The organism is Nonomuraea sp. NPDC003560, assembly GCF_042878785.1.
GTDB lineage: Bacteria > Actinomycetota > Actinomycetes > Streptosporangiales > Streptosporangiaceae > Nonomuraea.
Genome location: NZ_JBIAOF010000002.1, coordinates 15816 through 38928, shown reverse-complemented (window position 1 = coordinate 38928; position 23113 = coordinate 15816). Strand labels below are relative to the sequence as shown.

Annotated in this window: 16 protein-coding genes; 9 read left to right on the top strand and 7 right to left on the bottom strand. The window is 73.1% G+C overall.

Going from position 1 to position 23113, the window contains the following annotated elements:
* The first annotated feature begins 6 nt into the window (after window positions 1-6).
* From ACFYUV_RS05880 to ACFYUV_RS05865, 4 genes are all read left to right on the top strand, one after another.
* Window positions 7-1218 carry a cytochrome P450 gene (locus ACFYUV_RS05880; RefSeq protein WP_387665401.1) on the top strand — a complete coding sequence of 404 codons (1212 nt, stop codon included), beginning with the start codon at window positions 7-9 and terminating at the stop codon, window positions 1216-1218.
* A gap of 138 nt (window positions 1219-1356) precedes the next feature.
* Window positions 1357-4185 carry an ATP-binding protein gene (locus tag ACFYUV_RS05875; protein ID WP_387665398.1) on the top strand — a complete coding sequence of 943 codons (2829 nt, stop codon included), beginning with the start codon at window positions 1357-1359 and terminating at the stop codon, window positions 4183-4185.
* 72 nt (window positions 4186-4257) lie between these two features.
* On the top strand, window positions 4258-4380 hold the full coding sequence (locus tag ACFYUV_RS05870) for a hypothetical protein (protein WP_357978876.1): 123 nt from the start codon (window positions 4258-4260) through the stop codon (window positions 4378-4380).
* Window positions 4381-4515: 135 nt separating this feature from the next.
* Complete coding sequence (locus tag ACFYUV_RS05865; protein WP_387665395.1) at window positions 4516-8556, top strand: S8 family serine peptidase; 4041 nt, start codon at window positions 4516-4518, stop codon at window positions 8554-8556.
* Window positions 8557-8632: 76 nt separating this feature from the next.
* On the opposite strand, the gene ACFYUV_RS05860 is transcribed toward ACFYUV_RS05865, so the two are convergent.
* Window positions 8633-8983, bottom strand: coding sequence for a hypothetical protein (locus ACFYUV_RS05860; protein ID WP_387665392.1), 351 nt, complete (start codon window positions 8981-8983; stop codon window positions 8633-8635).
* On the opposite strand from ACFYUV_RS05860, the gene ACFYUV_RS05855 reads away from it, so the two are divergent.
* Window positions 8982-9872, top strand: coding sequence for a YihY/virulence factor BrkB family protein (locus tag ACFYUV_RS05855; protein ID WP_358298309.1), 891 nt, complete (start codon window positions 8982-8984; stop codon window positions 9870-9872). The genes ACFYUV_RS05860 and ACFYUV_RS05855 overlap by 2 nt on opposite strands.
* Before the next feature lie 74 nt (window positions 9873-9946).
* On the top strand, window positions 9947-11704 hold the full coding sequence (kstD, locus tag ACFYUV_RS05850; protein WP_387665390.1) for a 3-oxosteroid 1-dehydrogenase: 1758 nt from the start codon (window positions 9947-9949) through the stop codon (window positions 11702-11704).
* Between the two features lie 3 nt (window positions 11705-11707).
* Here kstD and ACFYUV_RS05845 read toward each other — a convergent pair whose 3' ends face one another.
* Entirely contained in the window at window positions 11708-12409 is a 702-nt protein-coding gene (locus ACFYUV_RS05845) for a hypothetical protein (RefSeq protein ID WP_387665388.1), read from the bottom strand.
* Window positions 12410-12664: 255 nt separating this feature from the next.
* Between ACFYUV_RS05845 and ACFYUV_RS05840 the strand changes: the two genes are divergently transcribed.
* The gene (locus tag ACFYUV_RS05840) at window positions 12665-14065 is read left to right on the top strand and encodes an APC family permease (protein WP_387665386.1); all 1401 of its coding nucleotides are present in this window, start codon (window positions 12665-12667) and stop codon (window positions 14063-14065) included.
* Window positions 14066-14157: 92 nt separating this feature from the next.
* Window positions 14158-14721, top strand: a complete 564-nt coding sequence (locus ACFYUV_RS05835) for a dihydrofolate reductase family protein (RefSeq protein ID WP_387665384.1) — start codon at window positions 14158-14160, stop codon at window positions 14719-14721.
* A gap of 164 nt (window positions 14722-14885) precedes the next feature.
* On the opposite strand, the gene ACFYUV_RS05830 is transcribed toward ACFYUV_RS05835, so the two are convergent.
* The 5 genes from ACFYUV_RS05830 to ACFYUV_RS05810 form a co-directional block, all read right to left on the bottom strand.
* Complete coding sequence (locus ACFYUV_RS05830; protein ID WP_387665382.1) at window positions 14886-16838, bottom strand: ABC transporter ATP-binding protein; 1953 nt, start codon at window positions 16836-16838, stop codon at window positions 14886-14888.
* Window positions 16835-18571 (bottom strand): ABC transporter ATP-binding protein, encoded by a 1737-nt coding sequence (locus tag ACFYUV_RS05825; RefSeq protein WP_387665380.1) that lies wholly within the window; start codon window positions 18569-18571, stop codon window positions 16835-16837. The genes ACFYUV_RS05830 and ACFYUV_RS05825 overlap by 4 nt, the downstream gene beginning before the upstream one ends.
* Window positions 18571-19194 carry a TetR/AcrR family transcriptional regulator gene (locus ACFYUV_RS05820; RefSeq protein ID WP_387665377.1) on the bottom strand — a complete coding sequence of 208 codons (624 nt, stop codon included), beginning with the start codon at window positions 19192-19194 and terminating at the stop codon, window positions 18571-18573. Before ACFYUV_RS05820 ends, ACFYUV_RS05825 begins: the two co-directional genes overlap by 1 nt.
* Window positions 19195-19263: 69 nt before the next feature.
* On the bottom strand, window positions 19264-20979 hold the full coding sequence (locus ACFYUV_RS05815) for an MFS transporter (protein ID WP_387665374.1): 1716 nt from the start codon (window positions 20977-20979) through the stop codon (window positions 19264-19266).
* A gap of 110 nt (window positions 20980-21089) precedes the next feature.
* Complete coding sequence (locus ACFYUV_RS05810) at window positions 21090-21392, bottom strand: 4a-hydroxytetrahydrobiopterin dehydratase (RefSeq protein ID WP_387665372.1); 303 nt, start codon at window positions 21390-21392, stop codon at window positions 21090-21092.
* A gap of 520 nt (window positions 21393-21912) precedes the next feature.
* Here ACFYUV_RS05810 and ACFYUV_RS05805 point away from each other — a divergent pair.
* Window positions 21913-23043 carry an NAD(P)/FAD-dependent oxidoreductase gene (locus ACFYUV_RS05805; RefSeq protein WP_387665370.1) on the top strand — a complete coding sequence of 377 codons (1131 nt, stop codon included), beginning with the start codon at window positions 21913-21915 and terminating at the stop codon, window positions 23041-23043.
* The last annotated feature ends 70 nt before the right edge of the window (window positions 23044-23113 follow it).

Below are 23113 nucleotides of genomic sequence, written 5' to 3'. Positions count from 1 at the left end.
CAGGACATGACCTCGGACGCCGCCATGCAGCGCATCCTCGACCCGGCCGGCCGCGCCGACCCCTACCCGTTCCTCGGGGAGCTGCGCCGCAACCCGGTGACGCGGCTGGCGGACGGTTCGTACGTCGTCAGCACGTACCGGGAGATCGTCGAGCTGCTGCACGACCCGCGGGTCAGCTCCGACCGGCGCAACCTGGCGAACGCGCCGGAGGAGCCGGAGCACGCGCCCGCCTTCATCAGGCTCGACCCGCCGGAGCACGACCGGCTGCGCCGCCTGACCATGCGCCACTTCGGCCCGCCGCACGCGCCGGGCGTGGTGGACGGGCTGCGCCCGATGATGCTGGCCACCACCACCGAGCTGATCGACGCCCTGGCCGGCAAGAACCGGGCCGACGTCGTGGACGAGGTCGCCTACCCGCTGCCGATCGCCGTCATCTGCCGGCTGCTCGGCGTGCCGGCCGAGGACGAGCAGCAGTTCCACGCCTGGGCCGACCAGATCGTCGAGACGCTCGGGCCGGGCGAGGAGGACCGCGCCGAGCGGGCCCGCGAGCGCCAGGCGGTGTCGCAGAACCTGGAACGATACCTCGCCGGGCTGGCCGAGGCGCGGCGGCGGGAGCCGGGCGACGACATGTTGTCCGGGTTCGTCACCTACGAGGGCCCGGACGGCCGCATGACGCCCGAGGAGGTCGTCGCCACCTCCCTGCTGCTGCTCATCGCCGGGCACGAGACCACGATCAACCTGATCGCCAACGGCATGCTCACCGTGCTGCGCGACCCCATGCTGCTGGAACGCCTGCGCGCCGACCCCGACCTGGTCATCACCACGGTCGAGGAGCTGCTGCGCTTCGAGCCGCCCGTGCAGCTCGTCTCCTCCCGGGTCACCCTCGACGACGTGGTCGTCGGCGGCGTGACCATCCCGGCCGGCTCGCCCGTCGTGCTGGCGCTGGCGGCGGGCAGCCGCGACCCGGCCCACGTGCGCGAGCCCGACCGGTTCGACCCGTGCCGCCGGCCGAACGAGCACCTGGGGTTCGGGGGCGGCGTCCACTACTGCTTCGGCGCGCCGCTGGCCCGGCTGGAGGCGCAGATCGTGCTGGGTGAGCTGGTGCGCCGGGTGCGCAATCCGCGGCTGGTCGCCGACCCGCCGCCGTACCGCCCCAGCCCGGTGCTCCGCGGCCCCCGCCACCTCCTGATCGACTACGACGGCATCACCCCGGCCTGACCCGCCCGCCGCGCCCCCGCTGGGGCCGGAAGCCGGAGGTCGCCGTCGCTTCCTCCTGGTTCGGGCGTTTCGCTGGGTTGTGACGTTGATCTGTGACTTCGGGTGCAGTTGAATGAGCGGGTGCGTGCTGGGCGGGTGGTGTCTCCTGTTCTGGTTGGGCGGGAGAAGGAGCTCGCCCGGCTGGTCGCGCTGGTCGCCGGGGCGCCCGCCGTGGCCGTCGTCGAGGGCGAGGCCGGCATCGGCAAGTCCAGGCTGACGGCCGAGCTGCTCGGCGGTCCCGCGGTGGCGGGCCTGCGGGTGCTGAGCGGGGCCTGCGTGCAGATCAGGGAGCCGTTCCCGCTGGGCCCCGTCGTCGAGGCGTTACGCGGACGGGCGTCCGAGCTGGCCGGCGCGGCGCTGTCACCGGTCGCCGGGGCGCTGCGCGAGCTGCTGCCCGAGCTGGCCGGGGTGCTGCCGGAGACGCCGCCGCCGCTGGACGACCGGGCGGCCGAGCGGCACCGGGTCTTCCGCGGGCTCGCCGAGGTGCTGACCGCGCTCGGCCCCGCCGTCCTGGCGGTGGAGGACCTGCACTGGGCCGACGGGCAGACGGTCGAGTTCCTGACGTACCTGATGTCGGTGCTGCCCGGCACGTTGCGGGTGGTGCTGACGTACCGGAGCGAGGAGGCGTCCGGGGCGGTGCGGGCGATCACGGCCCGCGCCCCCGACACGATCACGGCCGAGCACCTGGTGCTGCCGCCGCTCGACGCCGCCCAGACCCGGGTGATGGCCTCGGCGATCCTCGGGGCCGAGGAGGTGACGGCCGAGTTCGCCGAGCACCTGTGCGGGCGGGCCTCCGGCCTGCCGCTGGCCGTGCAGGAGCTGCTGGCGCTGCTGCGCGACCGCGGCACGCTGATCCGGTGGGAGGGCGGCTGGGCGCGGCGGGCCCTGGAGGAGCTCGACGTGCCGAGCGGCGTGCGCGCCTCGGTGCAGGAACGGGTGGCCCGGCTCTCCCCGGGCGCCAAGGAGGTGGCCGAGCGCGCCGCCGTGCTGCAGCTCCCGGTGCCCGTCGCGCTGTTGTCGGGGCCCGACGTCGGGGCGATCGACGAGGTGCTGGGCTCAGGGCTGTTCGCCGACACCGGCGGCCTGGTCGGGTTCCGTCACGTGCTGGCGGCGCAGGCGGTCTACGAGGCGATCCCGCTCGGCCGCCGGCAGGCCCTGCACGCCGCCGCCGCCGACACCGTACGCGAGCTGCGCCCGGTGCCGCTGGGCCGGCTGGCCCACCACCTGCGCCAGGCCGGCCGGGCCGGGCAGTGGGTGGCGGCCGCGATCGAGGCGGCCGAGCAGGCGTCCCGGCTCGGTGACGACGCCGAGGCCGCCCGCCTGCTGGAGGACGTCCTGCGCGGCGCCGACCTGCCCGCCGCGCGGCGGGCCGAGCTGACGGTGAAGCTGGGCTGGGCCGCGCTGGAGCTGCTGCGCCCGCCGCCGGTCGCCGACCTGGTCACCGGCGCGCTGGAGCAGGACGTGCCGCCCCCCGTGCGCGGCCACCTGCGCCTGCTGCTCGCGCTGCACCTGGAGCGCACCCGCACCGACGGCGCCCGCATCGGCGAGGCCTTCGCGCGGGCCGCCGACGACCTGGCCGGCGAGCCGGGGCTGGCGGCGTGGGCCATGGCCGGGGTCGGCCGCCCGCCCAGCGGCCTGCCGCCGGAGGAGAGCAGGTCGTGGCTGGAGCGGGCGCTGGCGACCCTGCCCGCGGTCGCCGACCCGGCCATGCGGATGCTGGTGCTCGGCAAGATCGCGATGATCTTCGTGGTGATGGGCGACCCGCGCTGGGCCGTGCTCGCCGACGACCTGCTGCGCGAGACCGGCGGACGGCGGCTGCTGCGCCGCGAGGTCAACGCCTACCGCTCCATCGGGGGCGCGGCCCTGTTCAGCGGGCACCACCGGCGGGGCCGCCGCCTGCTGACCGCGGCGGTCGAGGAGGGCGCCGAGCCCGACCTGCGCGAGCGGCTGGAACTGCGCTGCCTGGTGAACCTGGCCGCGGCCGACTACTTCGAGGGCTCCTGGCAGGGCCTGCCGGCCAGGCTCCAGGAGCTGCGCGACCAGTTCGGCGACGAGCCGCACGAGCGCATCCTCCTCGACATCGTGACCGCCTGCCTGGCCGTGGTGCAGGGCCGTCAGGAGGCCGCGCTGCCGTCGTTGCTCGACGCCGCCGCCGAGGCCCGCACCCGGGGGCAGTACGACGACCTGGTGCTGCCGCTGGCGATGTCGCTCCGGCTGAGCGCCGCGCGGGGCGAGCCGGAGGCGGCGATCGAGGCGGCCGTCGAGGCGGGCCGCCACTGGGAGGCGAGCGAGCTGTGGCCGGTGGCGGTCCGCGCGCTGCCCGCGCTGACCGAGGCGCTGCTCGTGGCGGGCCGTCCCGAGGAGGCCGCCGACGTGGTCGCGCGGCACGCCGCCCGGCTGGCCGGGCGCGACGCGCCGCTGGCCGGGCCCGCGCTCGCGCAGGCCCGGGGCCTGCTGGCGGCCGCCGGGGAGCAGTGGGCGCGGGCCGCGGCCGAGTTCACCGCCGCCGCCGACGCCTTCGAGACGGTGCCGGCGCGGTACGAGGCGGCGCAGGCGAGCGAGCAGGCCGCCGCCTGCCTGTTCGCCCTCGACGACCCCGAGGCCGCCGTCCGGCTCGGCCGGGCCGTCGCGGTGTACGCCGAGCTCGGCGCGCGCTGGGACCTCGACCGCGCGACCGGGCTGGGCCGCAGGTGGGGCGTCCGCCCGGCGGCGCAGAGCGCGCCCGCGCAGGCGGGGAACGACCACGCCCTGTCGGCCCGGCAGGAGCAGGTGGCCCGGCTGGCGGCCGAGGGGCTGACCAACCAGGAGATCGCCAGGGAGCTGTTCCTGTCGCCGAAGACGGTGGACAAGCACGTCAGCGCGGCCATGCGCAAGGTGGGGGCGCGGTCGCGGACGGAGCTGGCCCGCCACCTCCTCCCCAGCGACTAACCCCAATATGGGGATTTTTCCCCATAGGGCACCCCATACCCCACCCCATACGTCTGCCGCGACACTTTCGGCATGTCCGACACCATCCAAGACCCCGACCGGCCGGACCCGGACGACCCGGCCCCCGACGTCCCCTCCCCGCACGAGGAGACCCCGGAGCCCCCCCGCCCACCGGACGGCTTCGAACCCGTCTGACCCTTCAGGACGGTCACGGAACCCCGCCCTTCCCGGACGGCCATGCCGCCGTCCACACCCTCACGGACGGTTCCTCCCTCCGGGCCGTGGGCCCGCCGCCGCCGTCCGAACCCCTCCCCCGCCAGAAAGGCCACCATGGCACTGCCCCGCCCCCCGCTGGCGCGCCGGACAGGCGTCCTGCTGACCGCGGTCACCGCGCTCGCCGGCGTGCTGACCGCCGGACCGGCGACCGCCGCGACACCGGACACCCCCGCCCCCGGCGCCCCCGCCGCTCCAGCAGCGCCCACAACGTCCGCGCAGCCCGCCAAGGACGTCGCCCTGTCCGGGGTGCGCGCCCAGAAGGTCGTCGTCACGCTGATCACGGGTGACAAGGTCCAGCTCACCCGGTCCGCCACCGGCCGGTACCGCGTCGAGCCGGCCCCCGGCACCCGCCAGGACGGCCGCCGCATCAACCTGTTCACCCAGTTCACCCCGGACGGCGTCTTCGTGCTGCCGGACGACGCGGTCTCCGCCGTCCAGGCGGGCCTGGTGGACAGGCGGCTGTTCGACGTCAAGTACCTGGCCGAGAACGGCTACTCCGACGAGGTGGCCAAGCGGCTGCCGGTCATCGTGCAGTACCCGGGCGACCAGCCGGAGGCCGCGGTCAGGCGCTCGGCCGCCGCCGTCCCCGCCAGCGAGCCCACCCGGACGCTGGAGAGCATCCACGCCTCCGCCCTCGACGTCACCAAGGCCGAGGCGGGCGCGTTCTGGGAGGCCGTGCGCGGCGGGCGGCCCGCCGGCGAGGGCCTGGCCAAGTCGCCCGGCACGCTGCGCGGCGGCATCGCCAAGCTGTGGCTGGACGCCAAGGTCAAGGCCGACCTGGACGTGAGCGTCCCGCAGATCGGCGCCCCCAAGGCATGGGAACGCGGCCAGGACGGGACCGGCGTGAAGATCGCCGTACTGGACACCGGCGCCGACACCGGCCACCCCGACCTGGCCGGCCGGATCGCCGACAGCAAGTCGTTCGTCCCCGACCAGCCCGTCCAGGACGGGCACGGGCACGGCACCCACGTCGCCTCGACCATCGCCGGCACCGGCGCGGCCTCGGGCGGCAAGTTCAAGGGCGTCGCCCCGGGCGCGCAGCTCGTCGTCGGCAAGGTGCTCGACAACACCGGCTCCGGCCAGGAGTCGTGGATCATCGAGGGCATGGAGTGGGCCGCGCGCAGCGGCGCCAAGGCCGTCAGCATGAGCCTCGGCGGCCCGCCCAGCGACGGCACCGACCCGCTCAGCCAGGCGGTGAACGACCTGACCGCCGAGACCGGCACGCTGTTCGTGGTCGCCGCGGGCAACCTGTACGAGGCCGAGACGATCAGCATGCCCGGCGCGGCCGACGCCGCGCTGACCGTGGCCGCGGTGGACAAGAGCGACAAGCTCGCCGCGTTCTCCAGCCGCGGGCCGCGCCCCGGCGGCGGGCTCAAGCCCGACATCGCCGCGCCCGGCGTGGACATCGTGGCCGCGCGGGCGGCCGGCACCGCCATGGGCTCCCCGGTGGACGACCACTACACCGGCGCCTCCGGCACCTCCATGGCCACGCCGCACGTGGCCGGCGCGGTCGCGATCATGGCGCAGCGGCACCCGGACTGGACGGCCCAGCAGCTCAAGTCCGCCCTGATGTCCACCTCCACGGACGACGGCTTCACCGTCTACGAGCAGGGCGCCGGCCGGGTGGACCTGGACCGCGCGACCCGGCAGCAGGTGTTCGCGACGAGCGGCGGCGTGGACTTCGGCCTGCTGGAGACCGGCAGCGCGGCGAAGACCGGCGAGATCTCCTACCGCAACCTGGGCGACCAGCCCGTCACGCTCACGCTGAAGGCGGCGATGGGCGCCGCCAAGCCGGTCCTCGCCGACGCGACGCTGACCGTCCCCGCCGGCGGCACCGCCGCCACCACCGTCACCCTCGACCCGGCCGAGCTGCCCGTCGGCCTCTACAGCGGGGCCGTGACGGCCGAGGCGGACGGCGTCCGGCTCAGCACGCCGCTCGGCGCCGTGCGGGACGCCCCCAAGTACGACCTGACCATCCGCACCATCGACCGGGACGGCAAGCCACGCACCCCGTCGGCCATGAGCGTCCTGGACGTCGACGGCAACAAGGGCGAGCTCGGCCCCAACCGCATCGACGACGTGGGCCTGGTGGTGAGCCGCGTCCCGGCCGGCACTGTCAGCCTGCTGCAGGTGCTCGACTGGGTGGACGCCGACGACCGCGCCAACCGGGCCTGGCTGTTCGAGCCCGAGCTGACCGTCACCGGCGACATGGAGATCACCCTCGACGCCCGCAAGGCCACCGAGGTCGGCTTCCGCGCGCCGAAGACCGCCCAGCCGCTGAACAACACCTACGACGTCTTCTTCCAGCGCACCCTGCCCAACGGCAAGGTCTTCGGCGGCACGCTGCTGTCCAACCGCCCGCTCGGCGCCTGGGAGAAGGTGTGGGCGCTGCCGACCAAGAAGGTCACCAAGGGCGGCTTCCGCTTCGCCGGCCAGTGGGAGCTGGGCGTGCCCGAGGTCACCATGACCATGCGCACGCCGAGGCGCACGACCCTGCACCCGGTCACCCGCGTCCACACGATCGACGGCGGCGAGATCCACCCGGGCTACGTGCCGTTCGAGGGCGCCAAGGACCTGCGGGTGGTGGACGCCGGCAAGGGCCGTCCCGAGGACCTCGCGGGCAAGGACCTGCGCGGCGCGCTCGTGCTGATCGACGCCGAGCCCGCCGAGGGCGTCTTCGGGCCGGCGTGCGGCCTGCAGATCGAGCGGGTGGGCCCGATCAGGGACGCGGGCGCCGCCGGCGTCCTGGCCTTCAACGAGAAGGCCGCCACCTGCCCGATCCCGCTGCCCATCTCGCAGAAGCCGTTCAGCGGCCCGTTCCAGCCGGTCAACATCCCCGTCGCCTACGTCTCCAACGCCGAGGGCCGCAAGATCCGCGAGGAGGCCGGCCGGGGCGGGGTGACCGTCCGGGTCGAGGGCACGCCGAACACGCCGTACTCGTACGTGTTCCGCCCGACCGTGGACGGGCGCGTCCCCGACTCGATGCGGTACGAGGTGACCGAGCGCCGGCTCCACCAGGTTGACCTCGACGTGCACGCCGGGCCGTACACGAAGTACATGAACTGGCGGGCCTCGTGGCGGACCGACGACATCTCGTACACCACGACCAACACCAACATCCTCCAGTGGCCGGTCCCGCTGCCCGAGCGCAGGACGCAGTGGATCTGGCCGCTGGACCCCAAGCTCGTGAGCGAGGCCGGCCTGTCCGCGCTGGTCACGTCCGCGCCCGGCGAGGAGGTCCAGGAGTCCCGCTACCGGCACGAGGTGTTCGACCGGCCGGGCACCACCGTCCAGAAGTGGTTCGCCACCCCGAGCACGCCGGGCGCCTCGACGGCCTCCGACAAGCTGTACGCGCTCGGCGGCCCCGCGGACGCGCCCCCGCTCAGGCAGCTCGTGATCGGCGTGCCGTGCGCGATCTGCGTGCACGACGGCAACCTGTGGGTGACGCCGTCGATGGTCAACGGGGTCGGGGACCGGCGTGACGACGGCGTCGCGTTCGGCGACCTGGTGCCCCAGTACGAGCTGCACCTGTACCGCGACGGCAAGGAACTGCCGAACGCCCCCCTGCCGGGCTTCGACACGCTGCCGCGCTACCCGCTGCCCAAGGAGCCGGGCACCTACCGGCTGACGGCCAGGAACGCCCTGTCGGACATCGAGTGGACGTTCACCGCGCCGCCGTCCAAGGAGCAGCTGCGGCCGGGCGCCAACTGCTACGCCTGGTTCGTCGACGGGCTGGTCGAGCAGTGCCGCACCACCCCCGCGGTCTACGTCAGCTACGACCTCGGTGACACCCTGTCCGCCGGCAACACGGTGGCGGCCGGGCGCAGGCACACGTTCGAGCTGGAGGCCTACCACGGGCCGTCGGCGGCGAAGATGCCGGCGATCGCGGGCGTCAAGCTGTGGACCAGCACCGACGACGGCGCCACCTGGCAGCCCGCCGACCTCAGGCGGGGCCGGGACGGCGTCTACACCGCCGGTGCGAAGTACCCGGCCTACCGCGCCACCAAGGGCGCGGTGAGCCTGAAGGTGGAGGCGTGGGACGCGGCGGGCAACCGCCTCAGGCAGACCACCCTGCGCGCCTTCAACCTCCGCTGACCCCGCCGACCGCGGCCGCCCACCCCGGCGGCCGCGGTCACCCGCCGGGCGGGACCCGCTGACCTTCCCGGCGCGGTCACCAGTCCAGCGTGACGGGCGAGCCGGGTCGTACGCCTTCGAGCAGCCCCTCGACCAGCCCGGCCAGCCCCGGCGGGAAGACCCGCTCGGTGGTGCGGCCGAGCTCGCCCGCGCTCCACCAGCGATGCCCGAGCCCGTCGTCGGCGGACTCGGGCAGCTCCATGCCGGGGACCCGGGCGAAGAAGTACGTGTGCACGGTGTGGAACCGGCGTCCCCGCACCGACCACTCCCCGGCGTTGACGGCCACCGGCCCGCCCAGGTCCGCCCTGCCGATCCGCTCATGGCGGTACGGTGAGCACCCGGCGGCGTACGGCCATCGGGACGGAGAGCGAAGGGACCCGCGCACCATGAACGCCACCGGACCGGACAAGGGCCCGGCGGCGGCCTGGCGGCGGGCCCGCGACCGGCACGGCTGGCTCGACCACCTGTCCCGCGCCGTGCTGCGCTACGACAAGGCCGACGGCGGCCGGTTGTCGGCGGCCCTCACCTACTACTCCTTCTTCGCCACCTTCGCCCTGGCCCTGCTGGCGTTCGGCATCCTCGGCCACGTCATGGACGACCCGACGGTCCTCGCCACGGTCCAGCACTACCTGAGCGAGAACTTCCCGCGCCTCGACGTCCAGGCGTTACGGGAGGCCGGGGGCACGGCCGGCGCGGTGGCCTTCGTCGCGCTGCCGATGACCGGGCTGTTCTGGATGGACACCCTGCGCTCGGCCACCCGGGCGATCTGGGGGCTGGAGGAGTATCCGGGGCGCTTCCTCCTGCGCCAGCTCATCGACCTGGGCGTGATGGCCGGGCTCGGGATGCTGCTCGCCCTGTCGCTCGCCGTCGCCTTCGCCGCCGAGCGGCTGCTGACCTGGCTGGCCGTGCTCACTGTGGGCGTCGAGGCCCTTCCGGCCCAGTGGGTGCTCACCGCGGCCGGGATCGTGCTCGGCCTCGGCGTGAACACGCTGCTGGCCATGGCGCTGCTGACCGCGCCGCCGCGGCTGCGGGTGCCGCTGCGCCGCGTGATCGGCCCCGCGCTGGTGATCACCGCCGGGCTGGAGATCCTCAAGACGATCGGCCAGGTCTACGTCAATCTCACCGCGGCCAATCCCGCCTACCGGGTGGTCGCGGGCGCGGCGGGCATGCTGCTGTTCCTGAAGGTGCTCAACCAGCTCATCCTGTTCGCCACCGCCCTGACGGCGACCGCCACGTCGGGCCACGTCAAGGATCTGGCCGTGCGGCGGGCCCGTTGACAGGGTAACCAACCAAGCGCATGCTCGTTTCGACGAGGGGGCCGACCGGCTCTCCCCTGTCGAAGGGATCATCGATGCGACCAGCCTCACCGGCCTCCGACGACCTCACCCCCCGCGGGCGCAGCCGCCGTACCCTGCTCGTCGCGGGCGGGATCCTGGTCACCGGCGCGGCGCTCGGCCAGGACCCGGCCTACGCCGAGGCCGACTACGACGTGGTGGTGGTCGGCTCGGGGGCCGCCGGGATGACCGCCGCCCTCACCGCCGCCAAGCGCGGCCTGAGCACCGTCGTGCTGGAGAAGGCGCCGACGTTCGGCGGGTCGGCGGCGCGCTCGGGCGCGGGCATCTGGATCCCGTGCAACGAGGTGATCCTGGCCGCCGGGGTGCCGGACACGCCCGCCAAGGCCGCCGCGTACCTGGCCCGCGTGGTGGGCGACACCGTCCCGGCCGCGCGGCAGCAGGCGTTCCTGGACGCGGGGCCGCAGATGATCTCGTTCGTGACGCGCAACAGCCCGCTGCGCTTCCGGTTCATGGAGGGGTACTCCGACTACTACCCGGAGTTCCCCGGCGGGATGCCGGGTGGGCGTTCGATCGAGCCCGACCAGTTCGACGGCAACCTCCTCGGCCCGGAGCTGGCCCGGCTCAACCCGCCGTACATGGCGACCCCGGCGGGCATGGTCGTCTTCAGCGCCGACTACAAGTGGCTGACGCTCGCCCTGGTCAACCCGAAGGGCGCGGAGGTGTCGGCGGCGTGCCTGCTGCGGGGCACGCAGGCGGCGTTGCGCGGCGAGAAGCCGCTGACGATGGGCCAGGCGCTGGCCGCCGGGCTGCGCGCCGGGCTGCTGGCCGCCGGGGTGCCGGTGTGGCTGAACACCCCGCTGCTCGGCCTGCACGTCGAGGGCGGCCGGGCCGCGGGCGTGGTCACCCCGGCCGGGGTGGTCAGGGGCAGGCGCGGGGTGATCGTCGCATCGGGCGGGTTCGAGCACAGCGCGGCGATGCGGGCCGAGTTCCAGCGCCAGCCCATCGGGACGAGCTGGACCGTCGGCGCCAAGGAGAACACCGGCGACGGCATCGAGGCCGGCGAGCAGGCCGGCGGCGCGCTGGACCTGATGGACGACGCCTGGTGGGGGCCGGTGATCCCGCTGCCCGGCGAGCCGTACTTCTGCCTGGCCGAGCGGACCCTGCCAGGCTGCGTCATCGTCAACGGCGCCGGCCGGCGATTCGTCAACGAGGCCGCGCCCTACAGCGACGTCGTGCACGTCATGTACGACCGCAACACCCCGTCCGACCCGCACATCCCCGCCTGGCTGATCATCGACCAGCAGTACCGCAACAAGTACCTGTTCAAGGACATCGCGCCGCTGCTGCCCTTCCCCGACTCCTGGTACGACAGCGGCGCCCTGTTCAGAGCCCCGACGATCGAGCAGCTCGCCCGCAGGATCGGGGTGCCGGAGGCCGCCCTGCGCGCCACGGTCACCCGCTTCAACGGGTTCGCCCTGGCCGGGCGGGACGCCGACTTCCACCGCGGCGACAGCGCCTACGACCACTACTACGCCGACCCGTACGTCCGGCCGAACCCGTGCCTGGCGCCGCTCTGGCTGCCGCCGTTCTACGCCTTCAAGATCGTCCCTGGTGACCTGGGCACCAAGGGCGGCCTGCGCACCGACGCGCGCGCCCGCGTCCTGCGCGCCGACGGCTCGGTGATCCCCGGCCTGTACGCCGCCGGGAACGCCAGCGGCGCCGTCATGGGCCACAGCTACGCGGGCTCGGGCTCGACCATCGGACCGGCCATGACCTTCGGCTACGTGGCCGCGAACGACCTGGCCGCCGGCTGACCGTCAGTCGGCCGTGTACGTGATCGACCGGACGTCGTAGCCCCTCGCCGTGGAGCCGCGGACGTGCATGAACATCGCGCCGCCCTCGTAGGACCAGGCGCACGCGTAGCCCTTCGGCTCCTTGGCGCAGCCCTGGAAGTGGTGGGTGACGCCGCGCGGGTCGTACCTGACCCGGAACAGCGTCCGCACCGCGTCCTCGGCGCCGACCTCCAGGGCGGCGTACCGGTCGCCGCGCTTCCAGGCGGCGAACAGGTGCCCGGCCGCGGCGGACGGCCGCACGACGTGCCGGGACAGGTAGACCTTGGTGACCTTGGAGCCGGCCACGGCCATCGCGATGCCGTTGAGGCCGCCGGGCACGCGCACGCTGGTGTGCACGTACCGGCACACGCCGCGCGAGCAGCCGTCGAAGCGGTCGGGCGCGCGGTAGGCGTAACCGAAGATCGTGCGCACCGCGGCGGGGGTGGCGACCCCGGCCGCGGCGGCGCGGTCGCCGGCCAGCCACGCGCGGAACAGCTCGCCCGCCACCTTGCCGGGGGCCGGCGCGGCGGCGAGCGCAGGCGTGGTGGCGAGCGCAGGCGTGGTGGCGAGCGCAGGCGTGGTGGCGAGCGCAGGCGTGGTGGCGAGCGCGGGGGCGGCGGGAAGGCCGAGCGTCAGCGTGGCGGTCGCCGCGAGGACGGCGCCGCCGAGAACCAGTCGTCTGGACACGCCCCGACGTTAGGACCCGCCCCTTGCGCAGGGATTGCTCCCGACTTGCAACCCTTACCCCCGCCCCGGTTCCCCTGTACCGGGGCGGATGCTCAGCGTGACGGCCTGTTCACGGATGACAAGCCGGGATCGTACAGTGTCAGGATGACGGTCGAGATCACGTGGTCGCGGCGGCGCGCGGCGACCGGCCGGGGCTCGCCGTCGCCCGCGCACCTGACGTAGCCGTCATCCTCACGGACGAGAAGGACCACCCCCATGGCTCAGATCAGTCCCCCCAGCCCGCCCGAGGCCGGCAGCGGCCAGCCCAGCCTGAAGCGGGTGATGGGCCCCGGCCTGTTGCTGCTGTTCATCGTCGGCGACATCCTCGGCACCGGCATCTACGCCCTGACCGGCCAGGTCGCCGGCGAGGTGGGCGGCGCGGCCTGGCTGCCCTTCACGATCGCCTTCGTCGTCGCGCTGATCACCGCCTGCTCCTATCTGGAGCTGGTGACCAAGTATCCGGAGGCCGCGGGCGCCGCCCTCTACGTGCACAAGGCGTTCGGCAAGCACGCGCTGACGTTCCTGGTGTGCTTCGCTGTGATGTGCTCGGGCATCACGTCGGCGTCGGCGGCCTCGCGGGCCTTCGCCGCCAACCTCGCCACCGGGTTCGGCCTCGACGCGGGCAACGGCGTCATCCTGCTGATCGCCGTGGGGTTCATGCTGCTGATCCTGGCCGTCAACCTGCGCGGCGTCGGCGAGAGCGTCAAGCTCAACGTCGTGCTCACCGCGGTCGAGCTGTCGGGGCTGCTGATGGTCATCGTGCTCAGCGGGTACTTCATCTCCGGCGGCCACGCCGACTTCTCCCGCGTCGTCGCCTTCGAGACGCCCGCCGACAAGGGCGTGTTCCTGGCCGTCAGCGCCGCGACGTCGCTGGCCTTCTTCGCCATGGTCGGGTTCGAGGACTCCGTCAACATGGCCGAGGAGACCAAGAACCCGACCCGGATCTTCCCGCGCATGATGTTCGCCGGCATCGGCATCACCGGGGTGATCTACGTGCTCGTGTCGATCTGCGCGGTCGCCGTCGTCCCGGTCGGTCAGCTCGCCGCCAGCGAGACGCCGCTGGTCACGGTGGTGCAGACGGCGGCTCCGGGCGTGCCGATCGCCTCGCTGCTGCCGTTCATCTCGATGTTCGCCGTCGCCAACTCGGCGCTGATCAACATGCTGATGGCCAGCCGGCTGCTGTACGGCATGAGCAAGCAGGGCGTGCTGCCGCCGTTCCTGTCGGCGGTCCACGCCACCCGGCGCACGCCGCACGCGGCGATCCTGTTCACCACGGTGATCGCCATCGGCCTCATCACGTTCGTCTCGCTGGTCCCCGACAGCCCCGTCGTGGCGCTGCTGGGCGGCACGACCTCGCTGCTGCTGCTGGCCGTCTTCGCGGCGGTCAACGTGGCGGTCCTCGTCCTGCGCCGGGACGTCACCGGCGCCGAGCACTTCAACGCGGGCCGCGTGCTCCCCGTGGTGGGCACGGTAACCTGCCTCTACCTGGTGCTGCCGTGGTCCTCCGGGCGCCCGGCGGGCCAGTACGAGATCGCCGGGATCCTGCTGGTGATCGGCGTGATCCTGTGGGCGGCGTCCTGGTCGTCGGCCAGGCGCCGGGCCGCCCGGCGACCATAAGACCGGCGACCTTAAGTCCGGCGGAAGCAGACCGTAAGCAGGCTCCGGCACGCTGGGAACCACACAGAGCGGAACCGGAAGGGACATATCAGATGCGCAAGGTCAAGCTGCAGCTCCAGATCACCACGGACGGCTTCGTGGGCGGCCCCGCCGGCGAGATGGACTGGGTCACGTTCCCCTGGACCGACGACATCAACGCCCACGTCGCGGCGCTCTGGGAGCCGGTCGACACCATCGTGCTGGGCCGCAAGCTGGCCGAGGGCTTCATCCCGGCCTGGGAGTCGCGGCCGGCGGGCGAGACCGAGGAGGGCATCGACAAGATGATCAACACTCCGAAGGTCGTCATCTCCCGCAGCCTCACCGAGTCGCCCTGGAAGAACGCCGTCGTGGCGGGCGGCGACCCGGCCGAGACCGTCGAGGAGCTGAAGGCGAAGCCCGGCGGCGACGTGATGGTGGCCGGCGGCGCCTCGATCGGCCGGCAGCTGATCTCGCGGGGGCTGATCGACGAGCTGCACCTGTTCGTCAACCCGGTCGCGATCGGGGCCGGGCTGCCGCTGTTCCCGGCGGGCGAGGGTTACCACCGGCTGCGCCTGGTCGGCGCGCGCGCGTTCGACTGCGGCGTGGTGGGCCTGCACTACGAGCCGGAACGGTCCTGAGAGGTCCGCCCTCCACCGTGGCGGGCCGTGAACCGCGGAAGGCGAAAGAGAGCACGTGCCCGGGAATGGCCTCCCGGGCACTTCGCTTTTTGGTCAGAACGCCGCTGACCAGGAGATAGTCCGGCCGTCAATGACGTGAAAGCGAAGGCCCGGGAGAATGGCGGTCAGTCCATCTCGACGGCGGCCTGGGCGAACTGGGCGGAGTAGAGGCGGGCGTAGGCGCCGTCCGCCGCCAGGAGGGCCTCGTGGGTGCCCTGCTCGACGATTCGGCCCTCCTCCATGACCAGAATGAGGCTGGCGTCGCGGATCGTGGACAGACGGTGGGCGATCACGAAGCTGGTCCGGCCCTCGCGCAGCGAGCTCATCGCCCGCTGGATGAGCACCTCGGTACGGGTGTCGACCGAGCTGGTGGCCTCGTCCAGGATGAGGATCGCCGGCTCGGACAGGAACGCGCGGGCGATCGTGATGAGCTGCTTCTCACCCGCGCTGACCGTGGCGCCCTCCTCGTCGATCACCGTGTCGTAGCCGTCGGGCAGCGTGTGGGCGATGCGGTCGACGTGGGCGGCGCGGGCGGCGGCCTCGATGCGCTCGCGGGTGGCGCCCTCGGCCCCGTAGCCGATGTTCTCGGCGATCGTGCCGCCGAACAGCCAGGTGTCCTGGAGCACCATGCCGATGTCGGCGCGCAGCTCCTCCCTGGACATCTCGGCCGTGTCGACGCCGTCGAGGGTGATGCGGCCGCCGGTCACCTCGTAGAACCGCATGATGAGGTTGACCAGGGTCGTCTTGCCCGCTCCCGTGGGGCCGACGATGGCCACGGTCTGGCCGGGCTCCACGGTCAGCGACAGGTTCTCGATCAGCGGCCGGTCGGGGGCGTAGCGGAAGGAGACGTTCTCGAACGCCACGCGCCCCCGCAGCTCGGCGGGACGGGCGGGCTCGGCCGGCTCGGCCGACTGCTCGGGGGCCTCCAGCAGCTCGAAGACCCGCTCGGCCGAGGCGACGCCCGACTGGACGAGGTTCGCCATGCCGGCCACCTGGGTCAGCGGCTGGCTGAACTGCCGGGAGTACTGGATGAACGCCTGCACGTCGCCCAGCGAGATCGCGCCCGAGGCCACCTTGAACCCGCCCACGACGGCGACCAGCACGTAGTTGACGTTGCCGATGAACATCATCGCCGGCTGGATGAGGCCGGAGATGAACTGGGCGCGGAAGCTGGAGGCGTACAGGGCCTGGTTGTGCTCCTCGAAGGTGGCGACGGCCTCCTGCTGGCGGCCGAAGATCTTGACCAGGGTGTGGCCGCCGTACATCTCCTCGATGTGGCCGTTGAGCTTGCCGGTGGACGACCACTGCTTGACGAACTGCGGCTGCGACCGCTTGCCGACGACGGTGGTGACGTAGACCGACACGGGCACCGTGACCAGGGCGATGAGCGCCAGGACCGGCGAGATCCAGAACATCACCACCAGCACGCCCACGACGGTCAGCACCGAGGAGATGAGCTGGCTCATGGTCTGCTGGAGGGTCTGGGCGATGTTGTCGGTGTCGTTGGTGGCGCGGCTGAGGATCTCGCCGCGCGGCTGGCCGTCGAAGTAGCTGAGCGGCAGCCGTCCCAGCTTGGCCTCGATCCGCTCGCGCAGCCGGGACGCCGCCCGCTGGACGATGGTCGTCGTGAGCCGGAACTGCGCGATGCCGAGCAGCGCCGCCACCACGTAGATGGCCAGCACCCAGCCCAGGACGTGGGCCAGTGCGGTGAAGTCGATGCCCTGGCCGGGCACGACGTTCATCGAGGCGACCATGTCGGCGAAGTTGTCCTCGCCCTTGGCGCGCAGGCCCGCCACGGCCTGCTCCTTGGTGAGCCCGGGGGTCAGCCGGGCGCCGATGATGCCGGAGAAGATCAGGTCAGTGGCGTGGCCGAGGATCTTGGGCCCGGTGACGGTGAGCGCGACGCTGGCCGTGCCGAGCGCCAGCACGACGCCGAGCATCGCGCGTTCGGGCCGCAGCAGGCGCAGCAGCTTGCGCAGCGTGCCGCCGAAGTCGAGCGCCTTCTCGGCCGGGCCGGCCATCATCCGGCCCGGCCCGAAGGCGGGCTGCGGGCGGCGCGCGGGAGCCTGGGCGGTCATGCCGCGGCCTCCTGTTCGGTGAGCTGGGACAGCACGATCTCGCGGTAGGTCGGGCAGGTCTCCATGAGCTCGGCGTGGTCGCCGCTGCCCACCACCCGCCCCTCGTCGAGCACGAGGATGAGGTCGGCGTCGCGGATCGTGTTCACCCGCTGGGCGACGATGACGATCGTGGCGTCGGCGATCTCCTCGGCCAGGGCGGCCCGCAGGCGGGCGTCGGTGGCGTAGTCGAGGGCGGAGAAGGAGTCGTCGAACAGGTAGATCCCGGGCCGGTGCACGAGGGTCCTGGCGATGGCCAGGCGCTGGCGCTGGCCGCCGGAGACGTTCGTGCCGCCCTGGGAGATCGGCTCGTCCAGGCCGCCGGGCATCGCCTCGACGAACTCGCGGGCCTGGGCGATCTCCAGGGCCCGCCACAGCTCCTCGTCGGTGGCGCCGGGCCGGCCGTAGCGCAGGTTGGAGGCCACTGTGCCGGAGAACAGGTAGGGCGACTGCGGGACCAGGCCGACCGCGCGGGACAGCGCCGCCGGGTCGAGGTCGCGGACGTTGACGCCGTCCACCAGCACGTCGCCGGCGGTCGCGTCGAACAGCCGCGGGACGAGGTTGAGCAGCGTGGTCTTGCCGCTGCCGGTGCTGCCGATGATCGCGGTGGTCCGGCCCGGCCGCGCGGCGAAGCTCACCCCGCACAACACCGGGTCCTCGGCGCCCGGGTAGCGGAAGTCGACCGACCGCAGCTCCAGCTCGCCCCGGTGGCCGTCGGGCGTGACGGGGTTCGCGGGCGGGTGGACGGTCGAGTCGGTGCCGAGCACGTCCTCGATGCGCTCGGCGCAGACCTCGGCGCGCGGGATCATCATGAACATGAACATGGCCATCATCACCGACATCAGGATCTGCATCAGATAGGAGATGACCGCGGTCAGCGCGCCGACCTGCATGGCGCCGTCGGCGATGCGGTGGCCGCCGAACCAGATGACGGCGACGCTGGAGACGTTCACGACCAGCATGACCGAGGGGAACATCAGCGCCATCAGCCGGCCGACCCGCAGCGAGACGTCGGTGAGCCGGTCGTTGGCCACGCCGAAGCGCTCGCGCTCGTGCCGGTCGCGAACGAACGCCCGGATGACCCGGATGCCGGTGATCTGCTCGCGCAGCACCTGGTTGATCCGGTCGATGCGCTCCTGCATGGTGCGGAACAGCGGCCGCATCCGCCAGACGACCAGGCCGACGATGACGATCATCACCGGCAGCACGACGAGCAGCAGCGACGACAGCGCGGTGTCCTGGCGCAGCGCCAGCACGATGCCGCCGACGCACATGATCGGCGCGGCCACCATCATCGTGAACGTCATCAGCACGAGCAGCTGCACCTGCTGCACGTCGTTGGTGGTCCGGGTGATCAGCGACGGCGCCCCGAACCTGTTCACCTCCTGCGCCGAGAAGCCCTGCACGCGGTGGAAGATCGCGGCGCGCAGGTCGCGGCCCAGGGCCATCGACGTCCTGGCGCCGTAGTAGACGGCCACGATCGAGCAGACGATCTGGACGAGCGTCACGCCGAGCATCACCAGCCCGACGCGCATGATGTAACCGGTGTCGCCGGTGATGACGCCGTGGTCGATGATGTCGGCGTTGAGTGTGGGGAGATAGAGCGTGGCCAGTGTCTGCACGAACTGGAAGAGGACCACGAGGGTGATCTCCTTCCCGTACGGCCTGAGCTGGACCCGCAGCAGGCGCAGCAGCATCAACGGACGCTTTCTGTGATGGGGGTGCGGTAGGAGGGCAGCAGCAGCCCGTCGAGCAGGACGGAGACGAGCTCCTCGTCGTCCATGTCGCCGAAGTCGTCGGACAGGCCGAAACCGCGGTGGACGCTCACCGAGACGAGCATGAGCAGCAGTTGCGCCGTGGCCATGGGCGAGCGGCGCAGATGGTCGCGGTCGGGCTCGACGAGGGCGGCGATCGCGGCGGTGATGCGGGCCCGGCTGTCCAGCATGTGCTCGCGGAACTCGGCGTCCTCGGCCATGAGCTCGCGGGGCACGGTGAAGATGTTGACGTTGGCCTTCATGCCGGCCCGCAGCAGCGCCGCCACCTCACGCAGCCGGGCGCGCAGCCCGGCGGTGGCGCCGATGGCGGCGAGCGCTTCCTCGGCCGGACGGGGGTCGAAGGCGCTCATCAGGGCCGCGCGCAGCAGCGTGGCCTTGTCGGGGAAGACGCCGAAGATCGTGCCCTCGGCCACGCCCGCGGCCTCGGCGATCTGGCGGGTGCTGACGGCGGTGCCGTGCGCGCGCAGCAGGGGGACGGTGGCCTCGATGAGGGCGGCACGGCGGTCTTCGGGCGCCATCGCGGGCACCCGTCGCCTCTTGGTCATGCGGACGAGCGTAATGAGTGAGTACTCGCTCGTTCAAATCATTATTTGCCGGACATGTGGATCGGCAGGTCAGCCCGCCGGCTTGTCGTCGGCCAGGTTCTTGAGCCACACGCCGGCGCCCCGCATGAGCACGTCCAGCTCACGGCGCAGTTCGGCGTTCTCGCGGCGCAGCCAGAGCAGCTCGTCCCGCTCCTCCAGGGAGAGCACGCCCGTTTCCGCCGGCTGGACCGGTCGCGGGTGGTGGCGGCCCTCGGGGGCCGGGTCGTGCGTGCGGAACGCGTCCTCCCAGGGGCCGAGGACGTCGGCGGCGGCCGGGGCGGGCCCGGCCACCGGCGCCGGGGCGGGGGTCGTGGCGGGGGTCGCGGCGGCGACAGGGGCCGGGGCGTCGGCGGTCCTGGTCTTCGGCAGCGTGAGGGTGACCAGCGCGGCGACCACCGCGACGCCGCAGCCGATCAGCAGGGCGGTGCGGAAGCCGGTCTCCGAGGGCAGCGTGTGGCCGCCGACCGTCACGGTGAGCTGGGCCAGGACGACGCCGATCACGGCGGCGCAGACCGAGGTGCCGATGGAGCGCATCAGGGTGTTGAAGCTGTTGGCGGAGGCGGTCTCGCTCCTCGGGACCGCGCCCATGATGAGGGCGGGCATCGCGCCGTACGCCAGGCCGACCCCGGCGCTGCCGACGCAACCGGCGATCATCAGGCCCCAGCTCCAGCCCATCAGGCCGAGCGCGGTGCCGTAGCCGGCCGCGATGACCAGCGCGCCGACGAACAGGCTGGCCTTGGGCCCGCGGGCGGCCGACAGCCGGGCGCCGAGCGAGGAGACCGCCATCATCATCAGCCCGGACGGCGCCATCCAGAGCCCGGCGGCCAGCATCGACTGGCCCAGGCCGTAGCCGAGCGCCGCGGGCAGCTGCAGGATCTGCATGAGGACCAGCGACTGGGCGTACATGGCGAAGCCGACGAGGATGGAGGCCACGTTGGTGAGCAGCACCTGGGGGCGGGCGGTGGTGCGCAGGTCCACGAGGGGGTCGCGGACGCGCAGCTCCCACAGCCCCCACAGCAGGGCGAGCAGCACCGCGCCGCCGAGCAGCCCGAGGGTGGTGCCGCTCGACCAGCCCCAGTCGCCGCCCTTCGACACGCCGAGCAGCAGGCAGACCAGCGCCGCGCCCAGGCCGAACGCGCCGACCAGGTCGAGCCGCCCCCGGACGGCGGCGGCGGGCGTGGCCGGGACCAGCAGCCAGATCAGCACCCCGACCAGCACGCTCAGCGCGGCCGAGCCCCAGAACAGCACCCGCCAGTCGGCGTACTCGGCGACCGCGGCCGAGATCGGCAGCCCGAGCGCGCCGCCGATGCCCATGGACGAGCTCATCAGCGCGATGGCCGGGCCGACCCGCTGGGGCGGCAGCAGGTCGCGCAGCGCGCTGACGCCGAGCGGGATCATGCCGACGCCCAGCCCCTGGAGACCGCGTCCGGCGATCATGGGGATCAGGGAGCCGGACAGCGCGCACACCACCGACCCGGCGACGAGCGGCACCGAGCAGACGAGCATCATGGTGCGCTTGCCGTAGAGGTCGCCGAGCTTGCCGATGACGGGGGTGGCGACCGCGCCCACCAGCAGCGTCACGGTGATCACCCATGACGTGTCGGCGGCGCTCGCGTGCAGCAGCCGCGGCAGCTGGCCGATGAGCGGCACCACCAGCGTCTGCATGAGCGAGCCGACGATGCCGGCGACCGCGAGCACGCTGACGATCCCGCCGCCGGAGCGCGGGCTGGGCGCGGAATGCACCATTAATCCCCCTATTGTCCGAATGCACCCTACACAGGATGTGCCCCCTGCACAACCTGTGCGCCCTGCACATCGACCTGGTCACGAAAGGGGCCCTGCGCCGAGAGGGCAGGTCAGCCGCGGTCGCGGGCGCCGCCGTCGAGGACCTGGTCGATGTGGGCGGCGAGCTCGACGTCGCGCTCGGTGACCCCGCCGGCCTCGCGCGTCGAGAGCCGGAAGCGGATGCCCTCCGCCGTACGCTCGATCTCGGCCTGGTGCCCCAGCGTGGCGCCCTCGTTGTGCACCGCCTCGCTCAGCCAGCCGTAGCTGTCGGGCGTGATCGGCACGTCCTTGACCAGGGCGTCGCCGTCCCGCCGCCAGCCCTCCAGCGCCGCCAGGGCGGTGTCGATGTCCTCGTCGGTCAGGCGCTCGGCCATGTTGCCCCCCAAGTCGTCGGCTTCCCGACGCTCGGCTACCACCGATGGGCCGCTTCACACCCGCCATTTCCCTCTATAGCGTGTAGTACTACGATTCGTAGAGAGAACGTGGCATGCGGGAGCCGGCGGCGGACGGCCGCGAGGTCGTCGTGCTGGAGGCCCGCGCCCCGGCGGTCGCCGCGAACCTGCTCGCGGGTCGGGCCCGCGGACGCTCATGCAGAGCGAGCCCCCGATGCGGCCGATGGCCGCCGTCGCGCCGCGCCTGGCGGCGCCGGGTTTCGGACGTCTGCCGCGCGCGCTCAGCGACCGGATCTGACACTCGGAGCGCACGCCTGCGCCGTTTCTGACATAGGGGTTGACGCCGCCGGGACGCCCGGCCACCGCCGCCGAGCCCCTGACAGGCCGGTAATCACAAGATCGTTTATATAAATGCTTGAATTACAGCATTTACGACCTGACTTACTACGCATTTCGGGCAAGTCATTTCTGTCAGGACGTACAAACTGTTTGCCGAAACACGGTGAAATGTGATCAGTTTACGGACGTGAGAGATTTTCTCATTGTCGGGGGCGGCGTCGCGGGCGCCTGTGCGGGGTTCTTCCTCGCCAGGTCAGGCACCGTGACCCTGCTCGAAGCCGAGCAGGTCACCGGCCACCACTCGACCGGACGGTCGGCGGCGCTCTTCTCGGAGTACTTCGGCAACCGCGCCGTCCGGGCTCTCACGGCGGCGAGCAGGGACTTCCTCGCCGCGCCTCCACCGGGTTTCGCCGACGTCCCGCTGCTGAGCCCGCGCGGCGTGCTCGCGCTGTGCCCGCACGGCGGCGAGAAGCTGTTCGACGAGGTGCTGGCCGAAGGGCGGCGGGCCCCGACGCCGGCGGTGGAGATCGACCCCGCCGAGGCTTCGAAGCACTGCCCGATCCTGCGTCGTGGCCGGTTCAGCAGGGCGATGCTCAAGCCCGGCGCGATGGACATCGACGTGGACGCCCTCCACCAGGGCTTCCTGCGCGGCGTCAAGGCCCGCGGCGGCCAGGTGGTCACCTCCGCCCGGGTCCGGGCGCTGTCGCGCACGGGCGGCGTCTGGCGGGCGGTCACCGACGCGGGCGAGCACACCGCGCCGATCCTGGTCAACGCGGCCGGGGCGTGGGCCGACGAGGTCGCCGGGCTGGCCGGGGTGCGGCCGGTGGGCCTGCGCCCGCTGCGCAGGACCGCGTTCCTGGTGGACCTGCCCGAGGGGACGGACGCCCGGTCCTGGCCGATGGTCACCGACGTGGCGGACACGTTCTACGTCAAGCCCGAGTCCGGGCGGCTGCTGGTCTCCCCCGCCGACGCCACGCCCGTCCCGCCCTGCGACGCCCGCCCCGACGACCTGGACGTCGCCGTCGGCGTACGGCGCGTCCAGGAGGCCACGACGCTGGAGATCCGCAGCGTCCGGCACGCCTGGGCGGGGCTGCGCAGCGAGGTGGCCGACGGGACGCCGGTGATCGGGCCGGACCCCGGCGCGCCGGGGTTCGTCTGGCTGGCCGCCCTGGGCGGCTACGGGGTGCAGACGTCGCCCGAGGCGGGCCGGATCGCCGCCGCCGCGGCGACGGACGGGGCCGCCGAACCGGCGTACGCGCCGGGCCGGCTCCGGAACGACTTGGAACGCCTATGAGGAAGGCGACGGGGGCGTGTGAGGCAAAGGGGCCGGTCGCCGTTCGTACATTCCTGACAGAGAGGTGGAG